Raw genomic sequence first — 25,906 nt, forward strand, 5'->3', positions numbered from 1 at the left:
ACGCCAACTATTTGCCCATCACCCTCGCCAGGCCCGCGACCTTCCTGCCGAACGCCGCATCGCCGCCGGTAGCGCGCAAGCTTTGCGATGCGTTGTCCCAGTGCAGTGCCGTGGTGGTGCCCTGCCCTTTTTGATACGCGTACGAAGTGCCGTCGTCGTCATACAGCGCGAACTCGGCGTCGCTGCCGGGGTAGACGCGAATCTCGCTGATCGATTGCTTCGAAGCGGTGGACTGGACGTCCGAACCCAAGGGCACGATCGAACCGGCGCGCACGAACACGGGAATCTGGTCGATGGGTGCGGCCACTTTCACCCAGCGTCCGCCGGCCAGCTTTTCGTTGGTCCAGAAGTTGTACCAGTCGCTGCCGGCAGGCAAATAGACGTCTTTTTCGGTCTGGCCCTGCTCGGTGATCGGTGCCACCAGGAACGCGGGGCCGAACATGTATTGCGTGCCGATGTCGGCGACGTTGGGGTCGTCCGGAAAATCCATCCACAGCGGTCGCATGAACGGCGCGCCGGTGTCGTAGGTCTTCTTGGCCAGGCTGTAGATGTACGGGATCAGGCGATAGCGAAGCTTGTCGTACTTCGCCATGACCGCCTCAGCCTCATGGCCGAACGCCCAGATTTCCGTGTGCTTGCGGCTGCCGTGGATGCGCAGCGTGGGCAGGAAAGTGCCGTACTCGAACCAGCGCGTCAGCAGTTCGGGGTAGTCGTTGTTCTGCCCCACCACGTCGCGTGCGTCGGAGGGATCGAGCAACGGATTTTTGGTGGCGCTGGTAGTCTGCGGCAGCCATTGCCAGCCGCCGATGTCGTTGCCCCAATAGGCAATGCCCGACGCGGTCATGTTGAGGCCGGTGGGAATCTGGCGGCGCAGCGCTTCCCAGCTCGGGTCGACATCCGACGACCAGAACAGCGCGCCGGTGCGCTGTGAACCCAGGTACGCCGCGCGGGAAAGAATCAGCACGCGCTCGTCCGGTTTCCAGGCACGCATGCCCTTGGCCACGCTTTCCACGTGCAGCAGCGGGAACACGTTGTGGTAGCGGTCGCCGGAGCCGATCGAGAAGAAATAGCCGTCCGGCACCAGGTCGGGCTCGGTTTCGTCCAGCCACGGGTAGTCGAAGCCGTGCGACAGGATGTTGTCGCGCATGTGCGTCCAAAACCACTGGCGCGCGGCCGGGTTGGTCGCGTCGATCAGCGCACCGGCGCGATCGGAACGGAACGGCAGGCCGTCAACCGTCTTGCCGTTCTTGTCCTTCAGGAAATAGCCCTTGGTGTCGAGCTCCTTGAAATAGCGGCTGGAACGCTCGAAGCGCGGCCACACCGACACGATGGATTTCATGCCCATCGCGTGCAGTTGTCGGTTCATGCCATCGGGGTCGGGGAACTCCGCCGGGTTGATGTCCATCTGGCCCATGCGCGTCCAGTAGAACCAGTCGAGCACCATCACGTCGAGCGGATAGTTTTTCTCGCGATAGGTCCGTGCCACGCGCAGGATCTCGTCCTGGCTGCTGTAGCGCGCCTTGGACTGGATCAGGCCGAACGCCGCCTTGGGCGGGATCGGCGTCTTGCCGGTCACCCGCGCGTAAGCCGAGTAGATCTGCTCCGGCGTGTCGCCGGTGATGACGAAGAAGCTGACGCGCTCACCCACCTTCGACTGGAACCGGGTGTGACCGTTGATGCCGGCCACGAAGCGCGTCTCCGACGGGTTGTCCCAGATGATGCCGTAGCCCTTCGACGAAACCATGAAGGGCACGCATACGGTTTCGCCGCTGGGCGCGTCGTACCAGTGCTTGCAGTCGATCACGCGGCCGCGCAGGTCGAGCGGCCCCAGGCTCTCCTGGTTCTGGCCCATGCCGTAATAGTGCTCATCGGCGGGCGCCTTGAAGGTGGCGCCCACCTGATAGGTGGCCTCGCCTGCCACCTCATGCGGCGACATCTCCCAACCGGTCATGTCGACGACCGTCACGCCGCTGGCGTTCTTCACCTGCAGGCTCACCGGCGCCAGCTGTGGCGCGAAATAGCGATCGGTGATGGCCGGCGCGCGCGGCGGCGGTGGCGCGTCCACATGCAGGGTCAACGCGGCGGACGCAAAGGTGTTGCCGCTGGCATCACGGGTTTGCTTGAAGGTCGAGCTGTCGGCGTGGTCGGCAAGAATCCCGTAACCGGGCGCCGCCAGCACCTGCGCCTTGTCGGCGGCAATCGTCACGTGGACGACGTTCGGGCCATACGCCTCGACGCTTACCCACGCACCATGGCGGTCAAGCGCAACCCTCTCGGTGGCATCGACCGTGGCCACCGTGGCGACAAGGGCCAAGGCCAGGCTGAACAGGGCAATTCTGGAAATTCGCACGGCATCCCCCAACGCTGCTACGGACGCACGCCACCCGGCGCACATCGGAATGCCTGTCTATTTATCATACTAATAGGCCGCACCCGCTCCGCTGCCCCGCTTTCGGCAAAATTCGTTACGCGGGTTGGGGGATTTGATAAAGACCGGGATTTCGCGGCACGTCGTGCAACGAGTACAGACGGGCTTGCCTGGAACACACCCTGTGGGAGCGCCTTCAGCCCCGATGCGCTTGATGTTTGTAGGAGCGACTTCAGTCGCGACGCTTCTTGTTGGTCGAGCAAATCAAAGGCTTTCGATCGCCTGCGGCGCTCGAGTCACTTTTCTCTTGCGTGGCCAAGAGAAAAGTGACCAAAAGAGAAGGCCACCCCGCTTGGCGCTTGCCGCCCATCCATGGGCGGCAAGTCCGTGAGTCGGGGTCGGGCTTTTCGACAGGGCATCCTGCCCTGGCGAAAAGGAGTCGACATCCATGTCGACTCCCGCTGCGCGGCCTTGTCGGCCCCGCCTCACCGCCGCACAGGGGCCCCGGTAGAGCGACGGGCCATCCTGGCCCGTACTCGGAATGAAGCCAGGGCAAAGGCAACGGCGAAAGCAGAAGCAGAGGCGAAGCTGCTCACCTCAGCCGTTCTCCCTGAGCGTAGGCCGAAGGCCGGAGTCGAAGGGCCGCTCGACATCACCCTTCGACTCCGCCGCTGCGCGGCTACGCTCAGGGTGATCGGAAGTAAGAGGAACATCAAAAAGCCCACGCCACGACGCTCTCGCAGCGGCAACGCCGCTGCGCACCGAGTGCGCGCCACGATGGCGCGCAGCTCTACCGGGGGCCCCTCTGAAGCGGCGGGCGGGCGGAGGAAGAGCCCGAAGGGTGGCTTGCATGGATGCAAGCCAGTTTGGCGTCAGCACAGGATGTGCTGTCGACAAACCCCGCAGCCCGACCGCGGACTTTCCGGGCAGGATGCCCGGAAAGCGCGTAAGCGGGGTGCTCTTTCTCTTTGGTTACTTTCTCTTTGAGCACGCAAAGAGAAAGTGACTCGAGCGCCGTAGGCGATCGAAAGCTCTTGCTTTAAGGCTGCATGAAAGCAAAAAAGCTAACAACAAGAGCACCGCGCACAGGGTGCGCTCCTACAGGGGTGCGTCAGCGGCGGGCGCCGCTGGAGACTACGTCGGCCCAGACGGCCAGCACCAGGATCAGGCCTTTAACGATCATCTGCCAGTACGCATCCACGTCGATCATCGACATGCCGTTGTCGAGGCTGGCCATCACCAGCACGCCCACCAGCGCGCCATGCACCGTGCCCACGCCGCCGCGCATCGAGGCGCCGCCGATGAAGCAGGCGGCGATCGCGTCGAGTTCGCCGTTGATGCCGGCCGAGGGCGAGCCCGCGGCCAGGCGGGCGGTGTTGACCAGGCCGGCGAAGGCGCACATCACACCCATCAGGGCGAACACCGCCAGGCGCACGCGATCGACGTTGATGCCGGACAAGCGCGTGGCTTCAATGTTGCTGCCGATGGCGTAGATGTGACGTCCGAACACGGTCTGCGTGGCAATGAACGAGAACACCGCCAGCAGGCCCAGCAGCAACAGCACCGGCACCGGGATGCCGCCGTAATCGTTGAGCACGTGCACGAATACAAACAGCGCCACGGCGGCCGCGACCAGCTTGGCGGCATCCATCCAGACCGGGCTGACCTTCAACTCCAGGCGCTGGCGCGCGGTGCGTCGGCGCCAGGTGACGAAGGCCAGCAGGGCCAGGATCAACACCGCCAGCACATTGCCCGTGGCCGGCGACACGTAGCCCTGGCCGATCACCACGAAGGCGTCGGATGACGGCGCGATGGTGGAGCCGCCGGTGGCGCCCAGCAGCGCGCCGCGGTACGCCAGCATGCCGCCCAGGCCCACGATGAATGACGGCACTCTCAGCCATGTCACCCAGAGACCGTTGAAGGTGCCGACCAGGGCGCCCAGCAGCAGCACCAGCAGGATCGTGACGGGCAGCGGCAGGTGCTGGCTGATGTCCAGGATGGCGGCTACGCCGCCCAGCAGCCCCAGCAGCGAACCGACGGAAAGGTCGATTTCGCCGGCGATGATGATGAACACCATGCCCAGTGCCAGCATGCCGGTGATCGACATCTGCCGGAACAGGTTGGAGATGTTGCGCGAAGTGAGGAAGGCGCCGTTGGTGGCGTACGAGAAGTACGCCCAGATCAGCGCGACGGCCACCAGCAGCGCCACGATCTTGTATTGCGAAAAGAACTGCCGGACGCGGGTCGAGCCCGGCATTCGGTTCTGCCCGGAGGGCGCGGGGGAAACATTCACGGAAGCGTTCATGCGTTATCGATCCTGTGCGGCAATTCCAGCGCGGCGGCCAGCAGGTCTTCCTGGCGCAACCCGTCGTTGATGAAGTCGCCACGTATGCGGCCATCGGCCATCACCAGCACGCGGTCACTGAGACCGAGCACCTCGGGCATTTCGGAGCTGACCACGATGATCGCCATGCCGCGCGATGCAAGGTCGAAGATCAGCCGGTAGATTTCCTGCTTGGCGCCCACGTCCACGCCGCGGGTGGGCTCGTCGAGGATGAGTATCTTGGGATCGGGCATCAGCATGCGGGTCAGCACCGCCTTTTGCTGGTTGCCGCCGGAAAGGCTGGCGATCGGCAGCATGGGGCTGCTGGCACGCACGTTGAGCCGCTTCATCTCGTGATGGAACGCATGCGCTTCGCGGTTGCCGTCGATCACGCCGCCGCGTGCGTAATGGTCGAGCACGCTCAGGGTGATGTTCGGCCCCACGCCCATCAGCGGCACGATGCCATCGCGCTTGCGATCCTCCGGCACCATGCACAGGCCGGCGGCCACCGCCGCCTGCGGGCTGCGGATGTGCACCGGCTTGCCTTCGATGCGCAACTCCGCGCTCCACGTGCCTGGATAGGCGCCGTAGATCGCCGACACCAGTTCGGTGCGACCGGCACCGATCAGGCCGGCGATGCCCAGGATCTCGCCCTTGCGCACTTGCAGCGACACGTCATCGACGCGCTTGCGCTTGGGGTTCATCACGTCCAGGCAGGTGACGTTGGATGCTTCAAGCACCACCTCGCCGATGGTGTGCGGCTTGCGCTCGAACATCTGGCCCAGTTCGCGGCCCACCATCATGGTGACGATCTGCGCCGTGTCGAGATCGGCCATCGACCGCGTACCGATGTGCTTGCCGTCACGGATCACGGTGATGCGGTCGCATACCTCGGCCACTTCATCGAGCTTGTGCGAGATGTACACGCAGGCCACGCCGCGGCGCTTGAGATCGGCCACGATCGACAAAAGGGTGCGGGTTTCGGTGGCGGTGAGCGAGGACGATGGCTCATCGAAAATGATCAGCCGCGCCTCTTTGCTGAGCGCCTTGGCGATCTCGATCAGCTGCTGGTGGCCGCTGCCGTAGTGCAGCACCTGCTGCCCCACATTGATGCCTTCGATGCCCAGCTCGCGCAGCAGCGCTTCGGCGCGCTGGTGCATGGCCGGGTAATCCATCAGGCCGCCGAAACGGCGGATCTCGCGGCCGAGGAAGATGTTCTCGGTGACGCTGAGCTCCGGCACCAGCATCAATTCCTGATGGATGATGGCGATGCCGGCGCGCTCGCTGTCGGCCACCGTGTGGGCCTGCAGCGGCACGCCATCGACCAGGATCTCGCCCTCGTAGCTGCCGTACGGATAGACGCCCGACAGCACCTTCATCAGGGTGGATTTGCCGGCGCCATTTTCGCCGCACAGACCCAGGCATTCGCCGGCGCGCACCTGCAGATCAACGCCGTCGACAGCGGCGAAGCTGCCGAACATCTTGCGGATGCCGCGCATGTCCAGCAGGCAGTCGCCGTTCTCCCCGGCGCGGGCGGCGGACTCAGTTGCCATAGACCTGCGCATGGGTATAGAAGCCGTCGGTGATCACCTTGTCGACGTTGTCGCGGGTCAGCGCGACCGGCTGCAGCAGGATGCTGTCGACCGACTTCTCGCCATTGTCGTAATGCGAGTTGTAGGCCGGCTTCCCGCCACGGGCCAGGTCCACTGCCAGTTTGGCCGCCTGGGTGGCCAATTGGTCGAGCGGCTTGTACACCGTCATCGTCTGGGTGCCTTCGACCACGCGCTTGACGCCGGCCAGGTCGGCGTCCTGGCCGGACACGGCCACCTTGCCGGCCAGCCGCTGCGCGGCCAGCGCCTGCACGGCGCCGCCGGCGATGGCGTCGTTGGAGGCCACGATGGCATCGATGTTGTTGGCGTTGGCGGTGAGCGCATCTTCCACGATGCCCAGCGCGCGGGTCGGGTTCCAGTCCGGCACCCACTGGTCGCCCACGATCTTGATGTCGCCCTTGTCGATCAGCGGCTGCAGCACCTGCATCTGGCCCTGGCGCAAGATCTTGGCATTGTTGTCGGTGGGCGCGCCGCCGAGCAGGAAGTAGTTGCCCTTCGGCTTGACGTTGACCACGCCCTGCGCCTGCATCTCGCCGACCTTGAGGTTGTCGAAGGAGATGTACGCGTCGACGTCGGCGTTGAGGATCAGGCGGTCGTACGACACCACCTTGACGTGGTTGCGATGCGCCTCGCGGATCACGTTGCCCAGCACCTTGGAGTTCTGCGGCACGATCACCAGCACGTCCACGCCGCGCGAGATCATGTTCTCGATCTGCGCCACCTGGCGCTCCTCGCTGCCATTGGCCGATTGCACCAGTACCTTGGCGCCGAGCTTGGTGGCGGCAGCATCGAAGAAGTCGCGATCGCGCGCCCAGCGCTCCAGTCGCATGTCGTCGATGCTGAAGCCGATCAGGGTGGGTTTTTTGCTGCTCTGCGTGCAGCTGCTGGCAAGGCCCGCCAGGCCCAGGCACAGCAGCACTCCCAGCGCACGTAAGGTCGTCAGTTTCATGCTTGCTCCGTCACTCGCTTGTTCGAGGATTTCATGGGTACCCCAGCCTTTCGGCCATGTGGATGTCACGGACAACGGCATGCCGCCGCCCATAGTAGGAGCTTGGGCTTCACGCCAACAACCGCAGCGACGGCACTGCACCCTTGCCGTCGTCACCCGGTTTGGCCGTCCATGCCGTCCCAGCTACGCCACTGCACGGTGATCGAAACACCGGGCAGCGTGGTCGACGATGCTCGCGACCGTCATCGTCGGCGACACACTTCCCCGCCGATGGTAGCGCTATCAGTGGCTGTTCGCGTAGCCCCCACCATCGAGCGGTCCCGCATCCACCCACGGCGCTTGCGCGCGCGGCCCGGGCGACCCTTCCCGCACCGGCCTCGCAGTGGCGCATGGACCGTTACCGAACCCGGCGGCGCAGCCAGGGAACGATCATGGTGCCGGTGCTGCGCCGCGGCATGCAATGACGAAATCGCCCAGATGGGCCACATTTCTTCTTGTGCGCACGCCGCAGCGCACCACGGCCGTGCGTTGCACTCGTGCTAGCCTCGGGAAATCCGGCTGCAACACGTGCGCGTATACGGCGCACGCCAGGTACGGGCCACCTTCGAGGCGGCTCCTCCAAGGTGAACCCATGAGCCACCCACACGGCGTCCATCGCATCGCGTTGCTGTTCAACGCGAACAAGGCATTCGATCGCCAGGTCATCGCCGGCATCGGCAACTATCTGGCGTCCACCCGGGTCAGCTGGGACCTGTTCATGCAGGAGGATTTCCACTGCCGGGCGACCGACCTGATCGAGTGGTGCGGCGATGGCATCATCACCGCCGTCGACGACCCGATCTATACGGCGTTGCGCCAGGTCGACGTGCCGGTGGTCGCCGTCGGTGGCTCCTATGCCGATGCGTCGCGCTACCCGAAGGGCCTGCCGTACATCGCGACCGACAATGCCGCGCTGGTGCGGCTGGCCTATGACCATCTGATCGAGCAGGGCCTGCAGAACTTCGCGTTCTATTCCCTGCCGCTGGCGCCCAACATCCCCGGCTGGGCCGAGGAGCGGGAACGGCTTTTCGACGCGATGCTCCGGCGCGACGGCCTCGAGGGCTTCATCTATCACGGCCATGCCACCACCGCCGCCGGCTGGAGCGACGCCACCGAGGCTTTGATGGCCTGGCTGCAATCCCTGCCCAAGCCGATCGGCGTGCTGGCGGTGACCGATGCACGCGCACGGCAGCTGCTGCAGGCCTGCATGATGGCCGACATCCCGGTGCCCGACGAGGTGGCCATCGTGGGTATCGACAACGACCCGCTGACGCGGATGCTCAGCCGGATTCCGCTCACCTCCGTGCAACAGGGCACCGAGGAAATGGGACGCACCGCCGCGCATGTGTTGCACCGCATGCTGCATGGCGCCGACTGCAGTGACACCCGCGTGCTGGTGCCGCCGGAGAATCTGCACGTGGGTGCATCCAGCATGTACCAGTCGGTGTGCAGCCCGTACGTAATGCGCGCGCGCCACTACATCCGCCAGTACGGTTGCCTTGGCATCCGCACCGAGCAGGTGGCTGACTACGTGGGAGTGTCGCGCTCGCTGCTGGAGGAGCATTTTCGGCGCACGCTGAAACGCAGCGTCCACCAGGAGATCCTGCGGCACAAGCTGGAGATCGCACAGGACTTGTTGCGGCAGGGCGAATCGTCGATGGCCGACATCGCGGTGCGTTGCGGCTTCACCTCGGTGCAATACCTCTACACCGTGTTCCGTCGGGAGCTGGGTTGCACGCCCAGGGCGTTCCAGGAGCAGCAGGCCGAAACCAGCATGTAGGAGCGACTTCAGTCGCGACGCTCTTCTTCCGTAGCCTCAAAGAAAGAGCATCGCGACTGAAGTCGCTCCCACAGAAAAACAACGCGCCCCTGTGGGGGCGCGCCGGGTTTAGCTTAGCCCACCACGCGCTTGGCCGCGTCGACCACGTGCGCCACGGTAATGCCGAAGTGCTCGAACAGCTGGGGCGCGGGTGCGGAGGCGCCGAAGGTGTTCATGCCGATCACTTCGCCGTCGAAGCCGACGTACTTGGCCCAGAAGTCGGCACTGGCCGCTTCCACCGCCACGCGGGCGCGGCACCAGCCCGGCAGCACGCCTTCGCGGTATTCCAGCGGCTGTTCGTCGAACACGTCGGTGCACGGCATCGACACCACGCGGGCGGCGATGCCCTGTTGTGCCAGCGCGCGCGAGGCTTCCATCGCCAGCTCCACCTCGGAGCCGGTGCCGATCAGGATCACCTGGAACTTCGTGTCCGCCGGATCGGACAGCACATAGCCGCCGCGGCGGATGTCCGCCAGCTGCTGCTCATCGCGCTGCTGATGCTTCAGAGCCTGGCGCGAGAACACCAGGCATGACGGCGCACCACGACGCTCGATCGCGGCCTTCCACGACACCGCCGACTCCACTGCATCGCAAGGACGCCACACGTGGTTGTTCGGGATGAGGCGCAGACTGGCCATGTGCTCCACCGGCTGATGGGTGGGGCCGTCTTCGCCCAGGCCGATCGAGTCGTGCGTGTAGACGTGAATGGCTTGCGCGGGGATCAAGGCGCTCATGCGCACCGCGTTGCGGGCGTAATCGGAGAACACCATGAAAGTGGCGTCGTAGGGAATGAAGCCGCCATGCAGCGCCAGGCCGTTGGCGATCGCGGTCATGCCGAATTCGCGCACGCCGTAATAGACGTAGTTGCCCTTGCCGTCGGAGCTGTTGCCGTTGCCGGCGTCGAGGCTACCCTTCCACTTGGTGAGGTTGGAGGCGGCCAGGTCGGCGGAACCGCCAAGCAGTTCGGGCAGCAGCGGGCCGTAGGCGTCCAGGGTCATCTGCGAAGCCTTGCGCGAAGCCACCTCGGGGCCTTCCGCCTGCAGCTTGGCGACATATGCCTGCGACTTCTCGGCCCAATCCTGCGGCAGTTCGCCGGACAAACGGCGCTTCAGCTCGGCCGCCAGCTCCGGATGTGCCGCGGCGTAGGCGGCGAACGCCTCGTCCCAGCTGCGCTCGCGGGCGACGCCCTTGTCGCGCGCGTTCCAACCGGCATAGATGTCGGCCGGGATCTCGAACGGCGCATGGTTCCACTGCAACTGCACGCGCGCGGCGGCAATCTCGTCCTTGCCCAGCGCGGCACCGTGGCTTTCTTCCTTGCCCTGCTTGTTCGGCGCGCCGAAACCGATGATGGTCTTGGCGCAGATGAGCGTGGGGCGCTCACTCTGCGCGGTGGCCTGCGCCAGCGCCTTCTTCACCGCCTCGGCGTCGTGGCCGTCGACATCGCGGATCACGTTCCAGCCGTAGGCTTCGAAACGCGCGGGCGTGTTGTCAGTGAACCAGCCTTCGACTTCGCCATCGATGGAGATGCCGTTGTCGTCATACACCGCCACCAGCTTGCCCAGCTTCCAGGTGCCGGCCAGCGAGGCGACTTCGTGCGAGATGCCTTCCATCAGGCAGCCGTCGCCGAGGAACACATAGGTGTGGTGATCGACGATATCGTGGCCGGGCCGGTTGAAGCGCGCCGCCAGAATCTTTTCAGCCAGCGCAAAGCCCACGGCGTTCGCCAGGCCCTGGCCCAGCGGACCGGTGGTGGTTTCGGCGCCGGGCGTGTGGCCGTATTCCGGATGGCCGGCGGTCTTCGAATGCAGCTGGCGGAAGTGCTTCAGCTCGTCGATCGGCAGGTCGTAGCCGGACAGGTGCAGCAGCGCGTACTGCAGCATCGAGCCGTGGCCGTTGGAGAGCACGAAGCGGTCGCGGTTGAACCAGCCCGGGTTGCCCGGATTGAACTGCAGGAAATCGTTCCACAACACCTCGGCGATGTCGGCCATACCCATCGGCATGCCCGGATGGCCGGACTTGGCCGCCTCGACGGCATCCATGGCCAGGGCACGCACAGCATTGGCTAGTTCACGACGGGTGGGCATCAGGTTCTCTCCGGGGCGGGCAAAATCCCATTATCGCTGATTCAGCTTGTCACTGTCGCGCTCTCCGGGATGCGCGGTTTTGGACGGCTGAAAGGCCAAACATTAATTCGGCCTTAATTTTTGGTCAGCACATATCGGCGCGCTTCAGGCTCGGGCCTGTTCAATGCACCCGCCCCCGGATTCCGTGGGTCGTCATCGGGCTTTCCCCAACCCGACGATGCATTGGTTATACGCAGGAGTTCCCTCATGAAAAAAACACTACTAGCCCTGGCGATTACCTCCGCGTCTCTTTGCGCCCTGCCCGCATTTGCGCAGGACGACTCTGTTTCCAGCAGCACTCCGACGTCCGCGAACGGCAACTACCAGCCGAACCAGGCTGTCGGCAGCGGCAACTGGTTCATCGGTGCCAACGTTGGCCAGGCCCACGTGGCCCAAGGCCCGTACAACGATCACCCGACCACCTACGCACTGACCGGCGGCTACCGCTGGAAGGTCGGCCAGGACGTCGGCCTTGGCGTTGATATCGGCTACAACGACCTGGGCAATTTCCGGTTGAAGAACGCCTTCAACAGCGACAACGTCAACCTCACCGGTCGCCGCAACGCGTTGCGCGGCTGGACCGCCGGCGTCAACGGCCGCATCAACGTGTGGCAGGGGCTGTATGTCAGTGGCCGCACCGGCGTGTACGGCTGGAAGGGCCACGGCTACAACAACCAGGACGTCAACCGTCACTCGCTGGAAAAGGTCGACTACTACGCGGGTGCCGGCGTGGGCTACGACTTCAACAACAACTTCAGCCTGGGCCTGGCGTACGACTACTACCACGCCAAGAAGCACGGCATCAGCTTCAGCTCGGATACCGCCACGGTATCGGCTGAATACCGGTTCTGATCGGGTGATGCCCCGAAGAGGCGCGGCGCGGGCCGCCGCGCCTCTTCTCGCTGCGGATTAACCCAGACTTAATACTGAACTTGTCGGTATTGAATCTCCGGACCGCAGCACCATCTAAGTGGCAGGCGTCGTCGCCCCCATGGCGCGCGCCCGCAGCGACCACTCCCCCAATGGGTCGCCTGCCACAAAAAAAACACTGGAGATATCCATGAAAAACAAGAGTCTGCTTGCCCTCGCCCTCGCCACTGCCGGCCTGGTTGCCGTACCCGCAGCCTTTGCGCAGAGTGCGCCCACGCAGAACGGCGGCTGGTTCGTCAACGGCAACGTCGGCCAGACCTCGATCAACCACGGCCCGTACGACGACAACGACACCGGCTATGCCGTCAACGGTGGTTACCGCTGGTCGGTGAACCCGTCTGTCGCACTGGGCGTCGAGGTTGGCTACAACGACCTGGGCAACATCCACGCCAAGAACGTCTTCAATGACGACCCGGTGGTGGAAGACGGCAAGTCGCAGCTGCACGGCTGGACGGCCGGCGTGAACGGTCACTTCAACGTCACCCCGAACTGGTACGTCAGCGCCCGCACTGGCATCTACGGCTGGAAGGGCCACGGCCTGAGCAACAACGAGAACCCGGTCCGCAAGGGTCTGGATGACACCAGTTGGTACGCCGGCGCCGGCTTCGGCTACGACTTCAACAACAACGTCAGCGTAGGCTTGAACTACGACTACTACGACGCGAAGAAGGACCGCGTCGACCTGAGCACGGACATGGTGTCGGTCAGCGCGGAATACCGCTTCTGATTCGATTCACCCTGTTGCACGGACGACAGGAAGAAGGGCGCCGCAAGGCGCCTTTCTTTTTGCCCGCGTTTTTCCCCGGACCCAGCCAGCCGTTACAATCGCGTCGCCGCAGAAGCGGCTCATCGGATTGATCGGACCATCAGGAGGGTCCATATCCCCATGCGTAAACACCTACTCCCCCTCGCCATCGCCGCCAGCGGCATGGCCTTCGTCGCGACCGCCCACGCAGAACAGCCCAACGGCTGGTTCGTCAACGGCAACGTCGGCAGCTCGCACTACAGTGCAGAGGTCGACGACTTCGGCTCGGGTACCGAAACCGACACGGCGTTCATCGTCAACGCCGGCTACCGCGACCAGCGCATCCTCGGCTTCGAGGCCGGTTACACCAACCTCGGCAGCGTCAGCGAGAGCGACGACTTCGGCGACCGCGTGAAACTGTCCGGCGACGGCTGGACGCTGGGCCTCAACGGCCATTTCAACCCGACCAGCCACTGGTACATTTCCGCGCGCGGCGGCGCCTTCCTGTGGAAGCTGCACGCCAAGGCGCGCATCGCCTATGACGACGGCAGCTCGGACACGTTCCGCGCCAGCGAGCAGTCGCTGGGCTGGTACGCCGGCGTGGGCACGGGTTACGACATCAACCGCCACTGGAGCGTGGGTGGCAACTTCGATTACTACAAGATCGACAAGGACGTGTACGAGCTTGGCACGCGGATTTTCTCGGTCAGCGCCGAGTACCGCTTCTGAGATCCGCCGGCTGACGCCACCGCGTCACCGACAATAAAAAAGGGCACCTTGCGGTGCCCTTTTTTATTCATGCCTTCGTGGCGATTCGCTATGGCGTCAGCCGTTCCAGCGCCCCAGTGCCGCCAGGCCGTTGTCGCGGGCGCGGGCATGGACGGTCTTCTGCGCCTCGGCAACGTTCGCCTTCGGGTCTTTCGCCCACAGTTTCAGTGCCGCCTGCTGCATGGCCCGGCCATACGAGAACGACAGCGGCCACGGATGCGGGCCGATATGGTTGATCGCATTGAGATGGCTGGTGGCCTGCTTGTCGGTCTGCCCCCCGGAGAGGAACACGATGCCCGGCAACGAGGCCGGCACGCATGATTTCAGCACGCGTACGGTGGCATCGGCCACTTCCTCGGCATCCACCTGCTCGTCGCTGTCCTTGCCCGGAATGACCATGCTGATCTTCAGGATGGTGCCTTCGAGCATCACGTTCTGCTCGTACAGCGCGTTGAACAGGCTGCGCAGCACGGCTTCGTGCACTTCATAACTGACGTCGATGGAATGGTCGCCGTCCATCAGCACTTCAGGCTCGACCATCGGCACCAGGCCGGCCTCCTGGCACAGCGCGGCATAGCGCGCCAGCGCGTGGCAGTTCGCCTCGATGGCGGTGGAACTGGGGGTGTCCTCGGTAATCTTTATCACCGCCCGCCACTTGGCGAATTGCGCACCCAGTTTGGCGTATTCCTGCAGCCGCTCGCGCAGGCCGTCGAGCCCTTCGGTGACCACGTCGCCCGGAAACCCGGCCAGCGGCACGGTTCCCTTGTCGACCTTGATGCCGGGAATGATGCCGGCCTTCTTCATCACCGTGGTGAACGGCACGCCATCCTTCGTGGACTGGCGGATCGTCTCGTCGTACAGGATGGCGCCGGAAATATGTTCGCCGAGAGCGGGCGTGGTCAGCAGCATTTCGCGATAGGCGCGTCGGCTTTCCTCGGTACTCTCGACGCCGACGGCGGCCAGACGCTTGCCGATCGTCTTGGTCGATTCATCGATGGCGATGATGCCCTTGCCGGGCGCGACCATGGCCAGGGCGATGCTTTCGAGATCTTCAATACTCATGGCGACTCCGTGGAACGCGGCGGCGACAAACCGCACGAGGGACGATGCCGCACCAACATGCGCGCCGGTACGGTTCAGAGCTCGCCATTATAGGCCAGTTGCACGAGGGTGACTCGCCTGCGGGAAGGCCGCCGTGTCAATGCTGGCCGTTGTATCCCGGCAACACGCAGGCGTCGACTACCTGCTTCCGCGCCGCTTTGTCCTCGGGCGCGTTGAACGGCACGATGTAATACGTGGATATCGGCTCGGCGTTGCGGTTGGTCAACGACGGCCCGTAGCGGAAATTGGCGACGGCGTTGACCGCCATCGGGCCCAGGTCGCTCTTGGGGATCAGTTTGACCAGGGTCACATCGAGCGGCACGCCGTCCGAGCCGACCGTGTAGGTCACGGCGGCACAGCCGGGCTTGTCGAGGTTCAGCCCGCTGTTCGGGGCATCCAGCTTGATCTGGGTATTGAGCAGGATCCAGTAGCGGTAAAGATTCTGCGGATCGAGCTTGCGCATCTGCGTCTGTGCCAGCAACGGCACGGAGAACAGCGCCATCAGTACGGGCAGCACGATGGCCAGGGACGGGCGGAATGACGACTTCATGACAACCTCCAGGGATGCAACCGCATGCCCGCAGTGTAGCCGCGGGCATGTGTAGAAATCGCACTTGGTCGTTACAGGTCGCGCAGGCTTTCCACCATGCCGCCGGTACCGACCGCCAGCAGTTTCAGCGTGTTGGTGCCACCGCCGAGGCCGACATGGTCGCCGTGGGTGACCACCACGCGATCGCCCTCGCTGAGCTTGCCCTGGTCGAACAGCAACTGCACGGCGGCGCGGGCGGAGGCGGCGAGGTTCTGGCCGGCATGGTTGAATTCCACCGGCTTCACGTCGCGCAGCACCAGCATGCGTCGGCGCGCATCGTCGAACGGCGACAACGCGTAGATCGGCACCGCGGTGCGGTAGCGCGACAGCCACTGCGCGGTGGCGCCCGACTCGGTCAGCGCGATGATCGCGCGCACGCCCAGCTGCTTGGCCACCAGCATGGCGGCCAGCGCAATGGCCTGATCGGTGCGATCGAGGCGGTGACCGGCAGTGGTGAGGTCGTCCTTGGGTTCGAACTGGCGCTCGGCGCCCAGGCAGATGCGCACCATCGCCTGAACAGCCTTGTCCGGATGCGCGCCGGCAGCGGTTTCCTGCGACAGCATCACCGCATCGGTGCCGTCGATCACCGCGTTGGCCACGTCCAGCACTTCGGCGCGGGTGGGGATCGGCGCGTAAACCATCGACTGCAGCATCTGCGTGGCGGTGATCACCGCGCGGTTGCGCTGCACCGACTCGCGGATGATCTTCTTCTGCAGGCCCGGCAGTTCGGCGTCGCCGATTTCCACGCCCAAGTCACCGCGCGCCACCATCACCACGTCGGAGGCGTCGATGATCTCGCCCAGCACGGGGATCGCGTCGGCACGCTCGATCTTGGACACCAGCGAGGCGTTGCCGCCCGCTTCGTGCAGCAGGCGACGCGCCTGGTGCATGTCGTCGGCCGAACGCACGAAGGACACGGCCAGGAAATCGGCGCCGATCTCGGCGGCCAGCTTGATGTCGGCCTTGTCCTTGTCCGACAGCGCTGTCACCGACAGCCCGCCGCCCTGGCGATTGAGGCCCTTGCGGTCGGACAGGCGGCCGCCGATCAGCACCTGGCAACGCACTTCGGCGCCCACCACTTCCAGCACCGTCAAGGCCAGCAGGCCGTCGTCCAGCAACAGGACGTCGCCGGCATGCACATCATTGGGGAGGCCGTAATAGCTGACGCCGACGCGCTGGTCGTTGCCGGCGGGTGCGTCGGGGCGGCAATCCAGCACGAAGGATGCGCCGTTGACCAGCTCGATCGGGCCGTTGGCAAATTTCTCGATGCGGATCTTGGGGCCTTGCAGATCGGCCAGGATGCCGACCTCGCGACCGGCGCTGGCGGCAGCGACGCGAACCGCGGCGGCGCGTGCGCGATGGTCGTCGGGCTGACCATGGGAAAGGTTGAGTCGAACCACGTCCACGCCATCGGCGATGATCTGTTCGAGCATGCCGGGAGCATCGGTGGCGGGGCCGAGCGTGGCGACGATTCGGGTACGGCGGGATTGGGGTTCGGTAGTCATCAAATCAGATTACCAGAACTCTTCGTCCCCATATCAATGCTTGTGCGCATGTTGCGTGACGACGTCACCCAGATGACGATTCAAGACCTCGGCCAACCGCCTTCCCGCCACGCGCAAACGCCGTTCGGCAAGCGGGAGGTTCCGGTCCACATAGGCCGCCCCGATTCGCCGTCTGGATGGATAGAAGTCCATTGCGGCGGTGAGCCGGCACGACTCCTCGGCCCATTGCGCGTACGGGTTGTCCAGCGGGGCGATCGGCCGCGGCAAGGTCACCGGCGATCGCGAATCCAGCAGGCTGGCGTAATCCCGCCAGTGCAAGTGGCGCGTACCCAGCAGGCCGGAATCCCACACCTTGTGCAGGTTGCTGCCCTTGCCCTCGAACTGCACCTGATACTGGTTGCCACCGCGGTCCGGCCGGTAACCGGCGTGCAGCGGCTGGTGCACGTCACCCACCAGATGCACCACGAACTTCAGCGCTTCGCGCCGCACCGCATCGGGCTGCGAACGATCGCCCAGCACCTGCACTTCCCGCGCCAGCGCGGCCACCACGCACTCGCCCTTCGGGCAATCGCGCGGCGCCACGTAGTGGCAGCGGTCGCTGGAAAAATTGATGTAGTGCCAGCGACTTGTGCGTTTCCACAACGCCCGCAGCGCGGGGTCGTTGCGGACCTGGTCGGGCCAGTTGGCCACGTCGGCCAGGTGCGTGGTGTGCTCCGGCGCCAGCAGCCGCTCCACCTCCCTTTCGGCCGCGGGGCTCAGCTGGCGTTGCGCCAGTTCGGCCACCACGCTGTGTCCCAGCGGCCCCCACGCCCGGGCGGACGGCGCGGCCAGAAACATGGCCGACGCCAGCAGGAGGGAGAGGATAGGTCGCGACATCACGGGCACTCGCGCAAACGCGGAAGTCTGCCACAAGGCGAATCTCCCCCCGCAGGAACAGTGCTTTCATTGTAAGATTCGAGGGCTGAAACACCGGCGCCGTACCCCGCGGCAGCCATCCATCTTCGCAACGGAGGACGCTCTCTCATGACCATCAGGGTCGGCATCAACGGCTTCGGCCGCATCGGTCGCAACGTGCTGCGCGCAGCCGTGCAGAACTTCGGCAACGACATCGAGATCGTGGCAATCAACGACCTGCTCGAGCCGGATTATCTCGCCTACATGTTGAGCTACGACTCCGTGCATGGTCGCTTCAAGGGCGACGTCAAGATCGAGAATGGCCATCTGGTGGTCAACGGCAAGACCATCCGCCTGAGCCAGGAGCGCGACCCGGCCAACCTGAAATGGAATGAAGTAAACGCCGACGTGGTGCTCGAATCCACCGGCCTGTTCCTGACCAAGGAAACCGCGCAGAAGCATCTCGATGCGGGCGCGAAGAAGGTGATCCTGTCCGCACCGTCGAAGGACGACACGCCGATGTTCGTCTACGGCGTCAACGACAAGACCTACAAGGGCGAGGCGATCATCTCCAACGCCAGCTGCACCACCAACTGCCTGGCGCCGATCGCCAAGGTGATCAACGACAAGTGGGGCATCAAGCGCGGCCTGATGACCACCGTGCACGCCGCCACCGCCACCCAGAAGACGGTCGACGGACCCAGCAACAAGGATTGGCGCGGCGGTCGCAGCATCCTGGAGAACATCATCCCGTCCTCCACCGGCGCGGCCAAGGCCGTGGGCGTGGTGATTCCCGAGCTCAACAAGAAGCTCACCGGCATGAGCTTCCGCGTGCCGGTCGCCGACGTCTCCGTGGTCGACCTCACCGTCGAGCTGCTCAAGGACGCGACCTACGCCGAGATCTGCGCTGAAATGAAGGCGCAGAGCGAAGGCGCGCTGAAGGGCGTGCTGGGCTACACCGAAGACAAGGTCGTGGCCACCGACTTCCGCGGCGAAACCTGCACCTCGGTGTTCGACGCCGACGCCGGCATCGCGCTGGACAGCACCTTCGTGAAGCTGGTCAGCTGGTACGACAACGAGTGGGGCTACTCGAACAAGTGCCTGGAAATGGTGCGGGTCGTGGCGGGCTGACGTCTGCGTGCTCCTCCATGGAAAAGCCGGGCATTGCCCGGCTTTTTTTTGTGAAGCGCGCGAAGTGAGTGGAGATGAGTGAAAAGTGAGAGAGGAGCCGGCGTTCGTCGCCGCTTTTTCTCGCTGCTCACTCCTCTTCACTTACCCCTCGTCCAGGCTCCGCTTCAACAGCGGCAATTTGTCCGGCACGCCATCCCACTTGGCGGCGTCGTCCATCGCGGGGATCTTGCTGGTCAGCACCGGCCACTCGCGCGCCAGCTCCGCGTTGATGCCGAGGAATACTTCCTGCCCGGCTGGCACGTCCAGCTCGGGGAAGATCGCACCCACCGGACACTCCTCCACGCACAGCGTGCAGTCGATGCATTCGTCCGGATCGATCACCAGAAAATTCGGTCCGGCGTGGAAACAGTCCACCGGACACACCTCCACGCAATCGGTGTGTTTGCAATTGATGCAATTTTCGGTGACTACGTGCGTCATCAGGTTTACCTCATCTGGCAGCGACAGTGTCGCGTACGGCTTGCCGCACGGCGATGATCCAGGTCAGTGCCGACGCCTGCGCGGCGGGGGCACAATCGGCCTGCAGTTTATCCATGTCCCCTCTGCTGGAGTAATTCCCCATGCGCAAGTTGATCGCGATTGCCCTGCTCGGCCTGTTGTCCACCCCGCTGATGGCCGCCGAATGCACCACCACCGTCGAAGCCAACGACGCCATGCAGTTCAACGTCAAAACCATCACCGTGCCGAAGACCTGCAAGACGTTCGCCGTGACGCTCAAGCACACCGGCAAGCTGCCCGTCACCGCGATGGGCCACAACTGGGTGCTGGCACACAGTGCCGACGAATCGGGCGTCATCGCCGACGGCATGAAGGCCGGCGCGGCCAACAGCTACGAGAAGCCGGGTGATGCCCGCATCATTGCCCACACCAAGCTGATTGGTGGCGGCCAGTCCGACACGGCCACGATCAACGTGTCGAAGCTCAAGGCCGGTGAGCAGTACGCCTACTTCTGCACCTTCCCTGGCCATGCCGCGCTGATGAAGGGCACCTTGAGCCTGAGCAAGTAAGCTCGGCACAAGTACCAAGCCTTCCATCCGGGCGCGCGGTTCTGCCGCGCGCCCTTCATCATTCCAAGTCTCGAATCGCATGAATCCATCTGCCGCACTGGACGAACCCCTCCTGGCCACGCTGGTCGACCATTTCTACGAAAAGGTGCGACGCGACCCGGACATCGGCCCGATATTCAACGCCGCCGTGGACGACTGGGATGAACACAAGCGCCTGCTGACCTCGTTCTGGGCGTCGGTGGCGTTGCGTGCGGGCAGCTATCGCGGCAACCCGATGGCGGCGCACCGGCCGCACCCGATCCAGGCACGGCACTTCGACCGCTGGCTTGAGCTGTGGCAGGAAACCTGTGGCGAGGAACTCGACGAGGCGAATGCCGCACAGATGCTCGACTATGCGCAGCGCATCGGACGCAGCCTGAAGTTCGGCCTGGGCCTGCATCCGGAAGGGCACGCTTTTGGTGTGCCGGTGGTGGGCACCAACCGCTGAGGGCGGTCATCCCCGAAGTAAATCTGGCTTTATTTGCAGGAGCGACTTCAGTCGCGATGCTTCTTCTTTTCAGGCCCGTTCTTTTGGGAACTCACAAGCAAGAGCATCGCGACTGAAGTCGCTCCTACAAGTCGCCCGTAATCAGCGGGCGACTCGATCACGCCAGTGCAGCGAGTGCGGCGTCGTAGTTCGGCTCGTTGCCGATCTCGCCGACCAGTTCGGCATGCAGCACCTTGTCGTGCTCGTCGAGCACCACCACGGCACGTGCGGCCAGGCCCGCCAGCGGGCCTTCGGCGATCGCCACGCCGTAGTCATTGAGGAACTGGCGGCCGCGCATCAGCGACAGGTTGACCACCTTGTCCAAACCTTCGGCGCCGCAGAAGCGCGCCTGCGCGAACGGCAGGTCGGCCGAAATGCAAAGCACCACGGCATTGTTGAGCTTGCTGGCCGATTCGTTGAAGTGGCGCACGGAAGCCGCGCAGGTCGGCGTGTCCACGCTGGGGAAGATGTTGAGCACCTTGCGCTTGCCGGCGAAGCTCGCCAGCGTGGCGTCGGCAAGGTCACCCGCGACCAGGGTGAATGCCGGGGCGGCGGATCCCACGGCGGGAAACTGGCCATTGACGCTGATCGGCTTGCCATGAAAGGTGACGTTGGACATGTGAAGCTCCTTGGGGAATGAATCGTTACAAGTAGAACATGGTCTTGGCGAGAAACACGATGCCGACCATCAATGCCAGCACCACGCGATGCGTGTGCTTGAAGCGGCATACGTCCATCTTCCCATGGCGCATCGCCCACATCGCATTGACGAACACGCCCAGCACGGCGAACGCCAGCACCACCTTCAACAGCAACCAGTTGCCGAAGCGCGAGCCCACGCAGGCAAAGCCGTCACAGCGGATGTCGAACAGCACGCCGCCGCTGACGAAAAGCAGGATCACCACCACCGGCATGAAGCGCCGCACCCGCGCCATCACCGCCTGTTCGATGCGTTGCATGGTGGCCGTGTCGAAACGCTTGTGCAGCGACTCGACCACCAACACCTCGAACGCCACCGCGCCCACGAAGATGATGGCGCAGGCCAGGTGGAGCAGAACGATCCAGGGATACCAGACAGACATGGAAGCACCACCAGCGCGCGACGAGGCCACCACTATCTGCCGCTCCACCGATAGCTGCCATGACTTGCATCAGCCCCTGCCACGCCGCGTCGTGCCCATGCAACGTCCCGACCGCCCATGACCACTGGTAGATGACAGCCGTCGCGTGACTCTGCAACCATCGGACTCTTTTTTTGGCGTCAGCGCCCGCACAGGAGCTTCCATGTCCCAAGCCAGCCAGATCCGCCGCGATGTGGGGCCATTCGCCCTGATGCTTACCGGCCTGGGCTCGATCATCGGCTCGGGCTGGCTGTTCGGGGCGTGGCGGGCGGCGCAGATCGCCGGGCCGGGCGCCATCTGGGCCTGGGTGATCGGCGCGGCGATCATCATGACGGTGGCGCTGACCTACGCCGAACTGGGCGCGATGTTCCCCGAATCCGGCGGCATGGTGCGCTACGGCCATTATTCGCACGGCTCGCTGGTGGGTTTCATCGCGGCCTGGGCGAACTGGATCGCCATCGTCTCGGTGATCTCGGTGGAGGCCGAGGCCTCGGCGCAGTACATGTCGTCGTGGAAGTGGCAGTGGGCGAAGGATCTGTACCACCAGATGCCCGGCGGCCACGGCGAGCTGAGCACCAATGGCCTGCTGATCGCGGCGGCGCTAGTGGTGATGTATTTCCTGTTCAACTTCTGGAGCGTGAAGCTGTTTGCGCGCTCGAATACGGCCATCACGCTGTTCAAGCTGGTGATCCCCGCGCTTACCGCGGTGCTGCTGATCGCCAGCGGTTTCCATGCCGAGAACTTCGCCGTGGGCATCCACGGCGAGCTGCACGAGACCGACTTCCCCTCGATCCTCACCGCGGTGGCGATCGCCGGCATCGTGTTCAGCTTCAACGGCTTCCAGAGCCCGGTGAACCTGGCCGGCGAAGCGCGCAACCCGGGCAAGAGCATCCCGTTCGCCATCGTCTGCTCGATCGGGCTGGCAACCGTGGTCTACGTGCTGCTGCAGGTGGCGTTCATTGGCTCGGTGCCGCGCGAGATGCTGGCCGACGTGGGCTGGCACGGGATCAACTTCAGCTCGCCGTTCGCGGACCTGGCGATCATCCTGGGCATGCAGTGGCTGGCGACATTGCTGTTCATCGACGCGGTGGTCAGCCCCAGCGGCACCGGTATGACCTATACCGCCACCACCGCGCGCATGCTCTACGGCATGGAGCGCAACGGCACGCTGCCGAGCATCCTGGGTCGCGTGCACCCGAAATGGGGCATACCGCGCCCGGCGATGTGGGTGAACCTGGGGGTGTCGTTCCTGTTCCTGTTTTTCTTCCGCGGCTGGGGTTCGCTGGCGGCGGTGATATCGGTGGCGACCATCATTTCCTACCTTACCGGCCCGGTCAGTGTGATGACGCTGCGCCGTACCGCGCCGGAGTTGAACCGCCCGCTGCGCCTGGCCGGCCTGTCGGTGCTGGCCGGCATCGCCTTCATCATGTCCACCGAGCTTTTGTATTGGGCCAAGTGGCCGCTGACCGGTGAAATCATCCTGCTGATGGTGGTCGCGCTGCCGGTGTATTTCTATTACCAGGCCAAGTCCGGCTGGCACGATTTCGGGCGGCAGATGAAGGGCGCCTGGTGGCTGGTGTTCTACCTGCCCACGCTGGCGCTGGTCTCCTGGGCCGGCAGCACCACGTTCGGCGGCAAGGGCTACCTGCCCTACGGCTGGGATCTGGTGGTGGTGGCGGGCATCGGGCTGGTGTTCTACCAGTGGGGCGTGAAGAGCGGCTGGCGCACGCCATCGGTGGAAGCGGCGCAACTGGAAGCGCGCCTCGATCCGAATGCACCGCTGGTACCGCCGGACGAGGAGACGGCCGAGCGGATTACCGGACACTGAGCGGGATGGGGTTTGGAGTGCGTGGAGCGATGCTGGAAGCGCGCACCCCATCCGCCTTACGCGCCGCTCCTGCGGCACGCCCGCCGCTCCTGCGGCACGCCCTTCGGGCCGGCTTCGCCGTTCGCTTCGGCATCTGCCTCCGCAGTCGGCACCTTCCCCCGCTTTGCGGGGGAAGGAAACTTCCGATCAGCCTAGTGCCAGCACGTCGCCCAGCAAGGCTTGCGCGGTCACTTCCGGCCCGGCGCCGGGGCCCTGGATCACCAGCGGCGTGGTGTTGTAGCGGGTAGTGGTGAGGGCGAACTGGTTGTCGGTGCCGTTGAGGCGGGCGGCCGGATGGGTGGCGGCGACTTCCACCAGACCCACGCGAGCGCGACCGCGCTGGTTGAGACGGGCCAGGTAGCGCAACACGTTGCCGCGCGATTGCGCATCGGCATGGCGGGCGGCCAGCGGCGCGTCGAGTTCTTCCAGGCGGGTCAGGAACTGCTCGGTGTCCAGATCGCGCAGGGATTCGGGCACCAGGCTCTCCACGTCCACCTCTTCGCTGCCCAGCGCGAAGCCGGCATTGCGGGCCAGGATGAGCAGCTTGCGTGCCACGTCTTCGCCCGAGAGATCGGCGCGCGGATCGGGCTCGGTGTAGCCGAGCTTGCGAGCGTCGCGCAGCAGCGCGGAAAACGGCTGGCTGCCGTTGTACTGGTTGAACAGGTAGGACAGCGAGCCGGAGAACACGCCTTCCAGCGTGAGCAGGCTGTCGCCGCAGCCGAGCAGACGGCGCAGCGTGGAGATCACCGGCAAGCCGGCGCCGACGGTGGCGGCATCGCCATAGCTGCCGCCATGGGCGCGGGCCGTCTGCAGCGCGCGCCAGCCGGAAAGATGGCCGCCGGCCAGCGACTTGTTCGCCGTGACCACGTGATAGCCGCGTGCCAGCCAGTCGGCGTGACGCGAGGCCAGCGTGGTACAGGCAGTGGCGTCGACCACGACCCTCAGCTCACTGCCGCTGGCGTCCAGCGCCGCGAGCAGGGCGTCGTCATCACGCGGCTGGCCATGCTGCTGCCAGGAGCCATTCAATTCACGCGAAGCGATGCCGTCCGCGTCGATCTGCTGCTGGCGCGAATTGGCCACGCCGATCAGGCGTACGTGTTTCGCCACCGGGGTTTTCAGCAGCTCCAGCAGGGCGCCGCCCACCACGCCGGTGCCCAGCAGCACCAGCGCGATATCGGACGTTTTGCGATGGGTGAACGGTGATGCGTCAGTGGCCGGCACACTCATGCGCTGACCCGACGTTTGGAGAGCACCGCCTGGGCGCGTTCCAGCGCACCATCGAGATCGCGCAACAGATCGTCACCGTCCTCGATACCCACCGACAGGCGCAGCAGGCTGTCGGCGATGCCGGCCGCGTGCCGTGCCTCCGCCGCCATCGAGGCATGGGTCATCGAGGCGGGATGGGCCACCAGGCTTTCCACGCCACCCAGCGACTCGGCCAGCGAGAAATATTCCAGGCCGTTGACGAAGGCCTCGACCTGCTGCAGGTCGCCATCCAGCTCGAAGCTCAGCATCGCGCCAAAGCCCTGCTGCTGGCGCGCCGCCAGCGCATGCCCGGCGTGGCTCGCCAGGCCCGGGTAGTAAACCTTGCGCACGGCACCGTGCGCCTCCAGCCGTTCGGCGATGCGCGCGGCGTTTTCCTGATGCTGGCGCAGGCGCACCGACAGCGTGCGCAGGCCGCGCAAGGTGAGGTAGCTGTCGAACGGCGCGCCGGTGAGGCCGTTGCAGTTCGCCCACCACTTCAACTGCTCGAACACGGCCGCATCGCGCGCCACCACCGCACCACCGACCACGTCGCTGTGGCCGTTGATGTACTTGGTGGTGGAGTGCAGCACCACGTCCGCGCCCAGCAGCAAGGGCTGCTGCAGCGCCGGCGACAGGAAGGTGTTGTCCACCACCACCAGCGCGCCGACCGCATGCGCCGCCTGGGTGACGTGGCGCACGTCGGTGATCCGCAGCAGCGGGTTGGACGGCGTCTCCACCCACACCAGCGCCGGCTTGGTGGCCAGGCCGCGGGCCAGTGCCGCCGGGTCGGTGAGGTCCGCGAATTCGAGGGTGAAACGGCCCTTCTTCGCCCAGGCATCCAGCAGGCGCCAGGTGCCACCGTAGCAATCGTGCGCCGCCAACACCTTCGCGCCGGCTGGCACCAGCTCCAGCGCGCACGCCACCGCCGACATGCCGCTGGAGGTGATCACGCCGCCCGCGCCCTGCTCCAGCTCGGCCAGCGCATTGCCCAGCAGGTCGCGCGTGGGATTGCCGCTGCGCGAGTAGTCATAGACGCGCTTGTTGCCGAACCCGGCGAAGCTGTAGTTGCTGGACAGGTGCAGCGCCGGCACCACGGCGCCGTGCTGGGTGTCGCTCTCGATGCCGGCACGCACCGCGCGCGTGCTGGGGGCGGATGTATCGCTCATGGGGTTCTCCGGATTACGGG

General features: G+C 65.0%; 22 protein-coding genes. 8 read left to right on the forward strand and 14 right to left on the reverse strand.

The window, feature by feature from the left end; all coding sequences use genetic code 11:
- Positions 1-7: 7 nt before the first annotated feature.
- The 4 genes from ASD68_RS15565 to xylF form a co-directional block, all read right to left on the reverse strand.
- Positions 8-2,350, reverse strand: coding sequence for a glycoside hydrolase family 31 protein (locus ASD68_RS15565; RefSeq protein WP_235578768.1), 2,343 nt, complete (start codon positions 2,348-2,350; stop codon positions 8-10).
- A gap of 1,129 nt (positions 2,351-3,479) precedes the next feature.
- Positions 3,480-4,673: a sugar ABC transporter permease gene (locus tag ASD68_RS15570; RefSeq protein WP_156458439.1), complete on the reverse strand. Its 1,194-nt coding sequence runs from the start codon at positions 4,671-4,673 to the stop codon at positions 3,480-3,482.
- Positions 4,670-6,244, reverse strand: a complete 1,575-nt coding sequence (locus ASD68_RS15575; protein WP_056608414.1) for a xylose ABC transporter ATP-binding protein — start codon at positions 6,242-6,244, stop codon at positions 4,670-4,672. Before ASD68_RS15575 ends, ASD68_RS15570 begins: the two co-directional genes overlap by 4 nt.
- Positions 6,234-7,250 carry a D-xylose ABC transporter substrate-binding protein gene (gene xylF, locus ASD68_RS15580; RefSeq protein ID WP_056608417.1) on the reverse strand — a complete coding sequence of 339 codons (1,017 nt, stop codon included), beginning with the start codon at positions 7,248-7,250 and terminating at the stop codon, positions 6,234-6,236. The genes ASD68_RS15575 and xylF overlap by 11 nt, the downstream gene beginning before the upstream one ends.
- A gap of 631 nt (positions 7,251-7,881) precedes the next feature.
- On the opposite strand from xylF, the gene ASD68_RS15585 reads away from it, so the two are divergent.
- The gene (locus ASD68_RS15585; RefSeq protein ID WP_056085451.1) at positions 7,882-9,069 is read left to right on the forward strand and encodes a DNA-binding transcriptional regulator; all 1,188 of its coding nucleotides are present in this window, start codon (positions 7,882-7,884) and stop codon (positions 9,067-9,069) included.
- Positions 9,070-9,182: 113 nt separating this feature from the next.
- Here the strand turns inward: ASD68_RS15585 and tkt are convergent, their stop codons facing one another.
- On the reverse strand, positions 9,183-11,192 hold the full coding sequence (gene tkt / locus ASD68_RS15590) for a transketolase (protein WP_056608420.1): 2,010 nt from the start codon (positions 11,190-11,192) through the stop codon (positions 9,183-9,185).
- A gap of 246 nt (positions 11,193-11,438) precedes the next feature.
- Here tkt and ASD68_RS15595 point away from each other — a divergent pair, with 246 nt between their 5' ends.
- From ASD68_RS15595 to ASD68_RS15605, 3 genes are all read left to right on the forward strand, one after another.
- The gene (locus tag ASD68_RS15595) at positions 11,439-12,083 is read left to right on the forward strand and encodes an outer membrane beta-barrel protein (RefSeq protein ID WP_056085453.1); all 645 of its coding nucleotides are present in this window, start codon (positions 11,439-11,441) and stop codon (positions 12,081-12,083) included.
- A 208-nt stretch (positions 12,084-12,291) separates the two neighbouring features.
- Positions 12,292-12,888, forward strand: coding sequence for a porin family protein (locus ASD68_RS15600; protein ID WP_056608422.1), 597 nt, complete (start codon positions 12,292-12,294; stop codon positions 12,886-12,888).
- Positions 12,889-13,047: 159 nt separating this feature from the next.
- The gene (locus tag ASD68_RS15605) at positions 13,048-13,635 is read left to right on the forward strand and encodes a porin family protein (RefSeq protein ID WP_056608426.1); all 588 of its coding nucleotides are present in this window, start codon (positions 13,048-13,050) and stop codon (positions 13,633-13,635) included.
- Positions 13,636-13,731: 96 nt separating this feature from the next.
- Here ASD68_RS15605 and ASD68_RS15610 read toward each other — a convergent pair whose 3' ends face one another.
- From ASD68_RS15610 to ASD68_RS15625, 4 genes are all read right to left on the reverse strand, one after another.
- Positions 13,732-14,736: a class I fructose-bisphosphate aldolase gene (locus ASD68_RS15610; RefSeq protein ID WP_056085456.1), complete on the reverse strand. Its 1,005-nt coding sequence runs from the start codon at positions 14,734-14,736 to the stop codon at positions 13,732-13,734.
- A 136-nt stretch (positions 14,737-14,872) separates the two neighbouring features.
- The gene (locus ASD68_RS15615) at positions 14,873-15,325 is read right to left on the reverse strand and encodes an energy transducer TonB (protein WP_056608428.1); all 453 of its coding nucleotides are present in this window, start codon (positions 15,323-15,325) and stop codon (positions 14,873-14,875) included.
- A gap of 71 nt (positions 15,326-15,396) precedes the next feature.
- Positions 15,397-16,869, reverse strand: a complete 1,473-nt coding sequence (pyk, locus tag ASD68_RS15620; protein ID WP_056085458.1) for a pyruvate kinase — start codon at positions 16,867-16,869, stop codon at positions 15,397-15,399.
- Between the two features lie 33 nt (positions 16,870-16,902).
- Positions 16,903-17,745, reverse strand: a complete 843-nt coding sequence (locus ASD68_RS15625) for a S1/P1 nuclease (RefSeq protein WP_056608430.1) — start codon at positions 17,743-17,745, stop codon at positions 16,903-16,905.
- A 147-nt stretch (positions 17,746-17,892) separates the two neighbouring features.
- Here ASD68_RS15625 and gap point away from each other — a divergent pair, with 147 nt between their 5' ends.
- Positions 17,893-18,894: a type I glyceraldehyde-3-phosphate dehydrogenase gene (gene gap / locus ASD68_RS15630; RefSeq protein WP_056085460.1), complete on the forward strand. Its 1,002-nt coding sequence runs from the start codon at positions 17,893-17,895 to the stop codon at positions 18,892-18,894.
- 141 nt (positions 18,895-19,035) lie between these two features.
- On the opposite strand, the gene fdxA is transcribed toward gap, so the two are convergent.
- Positions 19,036-19,374, reverse strand: a complete 339-nt coding sequence (gene fdxA / locus ASD68_RS15635; RefSeq protein ID WP_056085461.1) for a ferredoxin FdxA — start codon at positions 19,372-19,374, stop codon at positions 19,036-19,038.
- 140 nt (positions 19,375-19,514) lie between these two features.
- Here fdxA and azu point away from each other — a divergent pair, with 140 nt between their 5' ends.
- Both azu and ASD68_RS15645 read left to right on the forward strand, forming a co-directional pair.
- The gene (azu, locus tag ASD68_RS15640) at positions 19,515-19,961 is read left to right on the forward strand and encodes an azurin (RefSeq protein ID WP_056085462.1); all 447 of its coding nucleotides are present in this window, start codon (positions 19,515-19,517) and stop codon (positions 19,959-19,961) included.
- Positions 19,962-20,040: 79 nt separating this feature from the next.
- Positions 20,041-20,448, forward strand: a complete 408-nt coding sequence (locus ASD68_RS15645) for a group III truncated hemoglobin (RefSeq protein WP_056608433.1) — start codon at positions 20,041-20,043, stop codon at positions 20,446-20,448.
- 157 nt (positions 20,449-20,605) lie between these two features.
- Here ASD68_RS15645 and tpx read toward each other — a convergent pair whose 3' ends face one another.
- Entirely contained in the window at positions 20,606-21,106 is a 501-nt protein-coding gene (gene tpx, locus ASD68_RS15650) for a thiol peroxidase (protein ID WP_056608436.1), read from the reverse strand.
- Positions 21,107-21,131: 25 nt separating this feature from the next.
- Positions 21,132-21,569 (reverse strand): hypothetical protein, encoded by a 438-nt coding sequence (locus tag ASD68_RS15655; RefSeq protein WP_056085465.1) that lies wholly within the window; start codon positions 21,567-21,569, stop codon positions 21,132-21,134.
- Positions 21,570-21,771: 202 nt separating this feature from the next.
- On the opposite strand from ASD68_RS15655, the gene ASD68_RS15660 reads away from it, so the two are divergent.
- Positions 21,772-23,436, forward strand: a complete 1,665-nt coding sequence (locus tag ASD68_RS15660) for an APC family permease (protein WP_056085466.1) — start codon at positions 21,772-21,774, stop codon at positions 23,434-23,436.
- A gap of 186 nt (positions 23,437-23,622) precedes the next feature.
- Here ASD68_RS15660 and ASD68_RS15665 read toward each other — a convergent pair whose 3' ends face one another.
- Together ASD68_RS15665 and metB are read right to left on the reverse strand one after the other, a co-directional pair.
- Positions 23,623-24,702, reverse strand: coding sequence for a homoserine dehydrogenase (locus tag ASD68_RS15665; RefSeq protein WP_007080300.1), 1,080 nt, complete (start codon positions 24,700-24,702; stop codon positions 23,623-23,625).
- Positions 24,699-25,886 (reverse strand): cystathionine gamma-synthase, encoded by a 1,188-nt coding sequence (metB, locus tag ASD68_RS15670; RefSeq protein WP_056608439.1) that lies wholly within the window; start codon positions 25,884-25,886, stop codon positions 24,699-24,701. Before metB ends, ASD68_RS15665 begins: the two co-directional genes overlap by 4 nt.
- Positions 25,887-25,906: the final 20 nt, after the last annotated feature.

Source organism: Rhodanobacter sp. Root627 (assembly GCF_001427835.1).
Classification (GTDB): domain Bacteria; phylum Pseudomonadota; class Gammaproteobacteria; order Xanthomonadales; family Rhodanobacteraceae; genus Rhodanobacter; species Rhodanobacter ginsenosidimutans.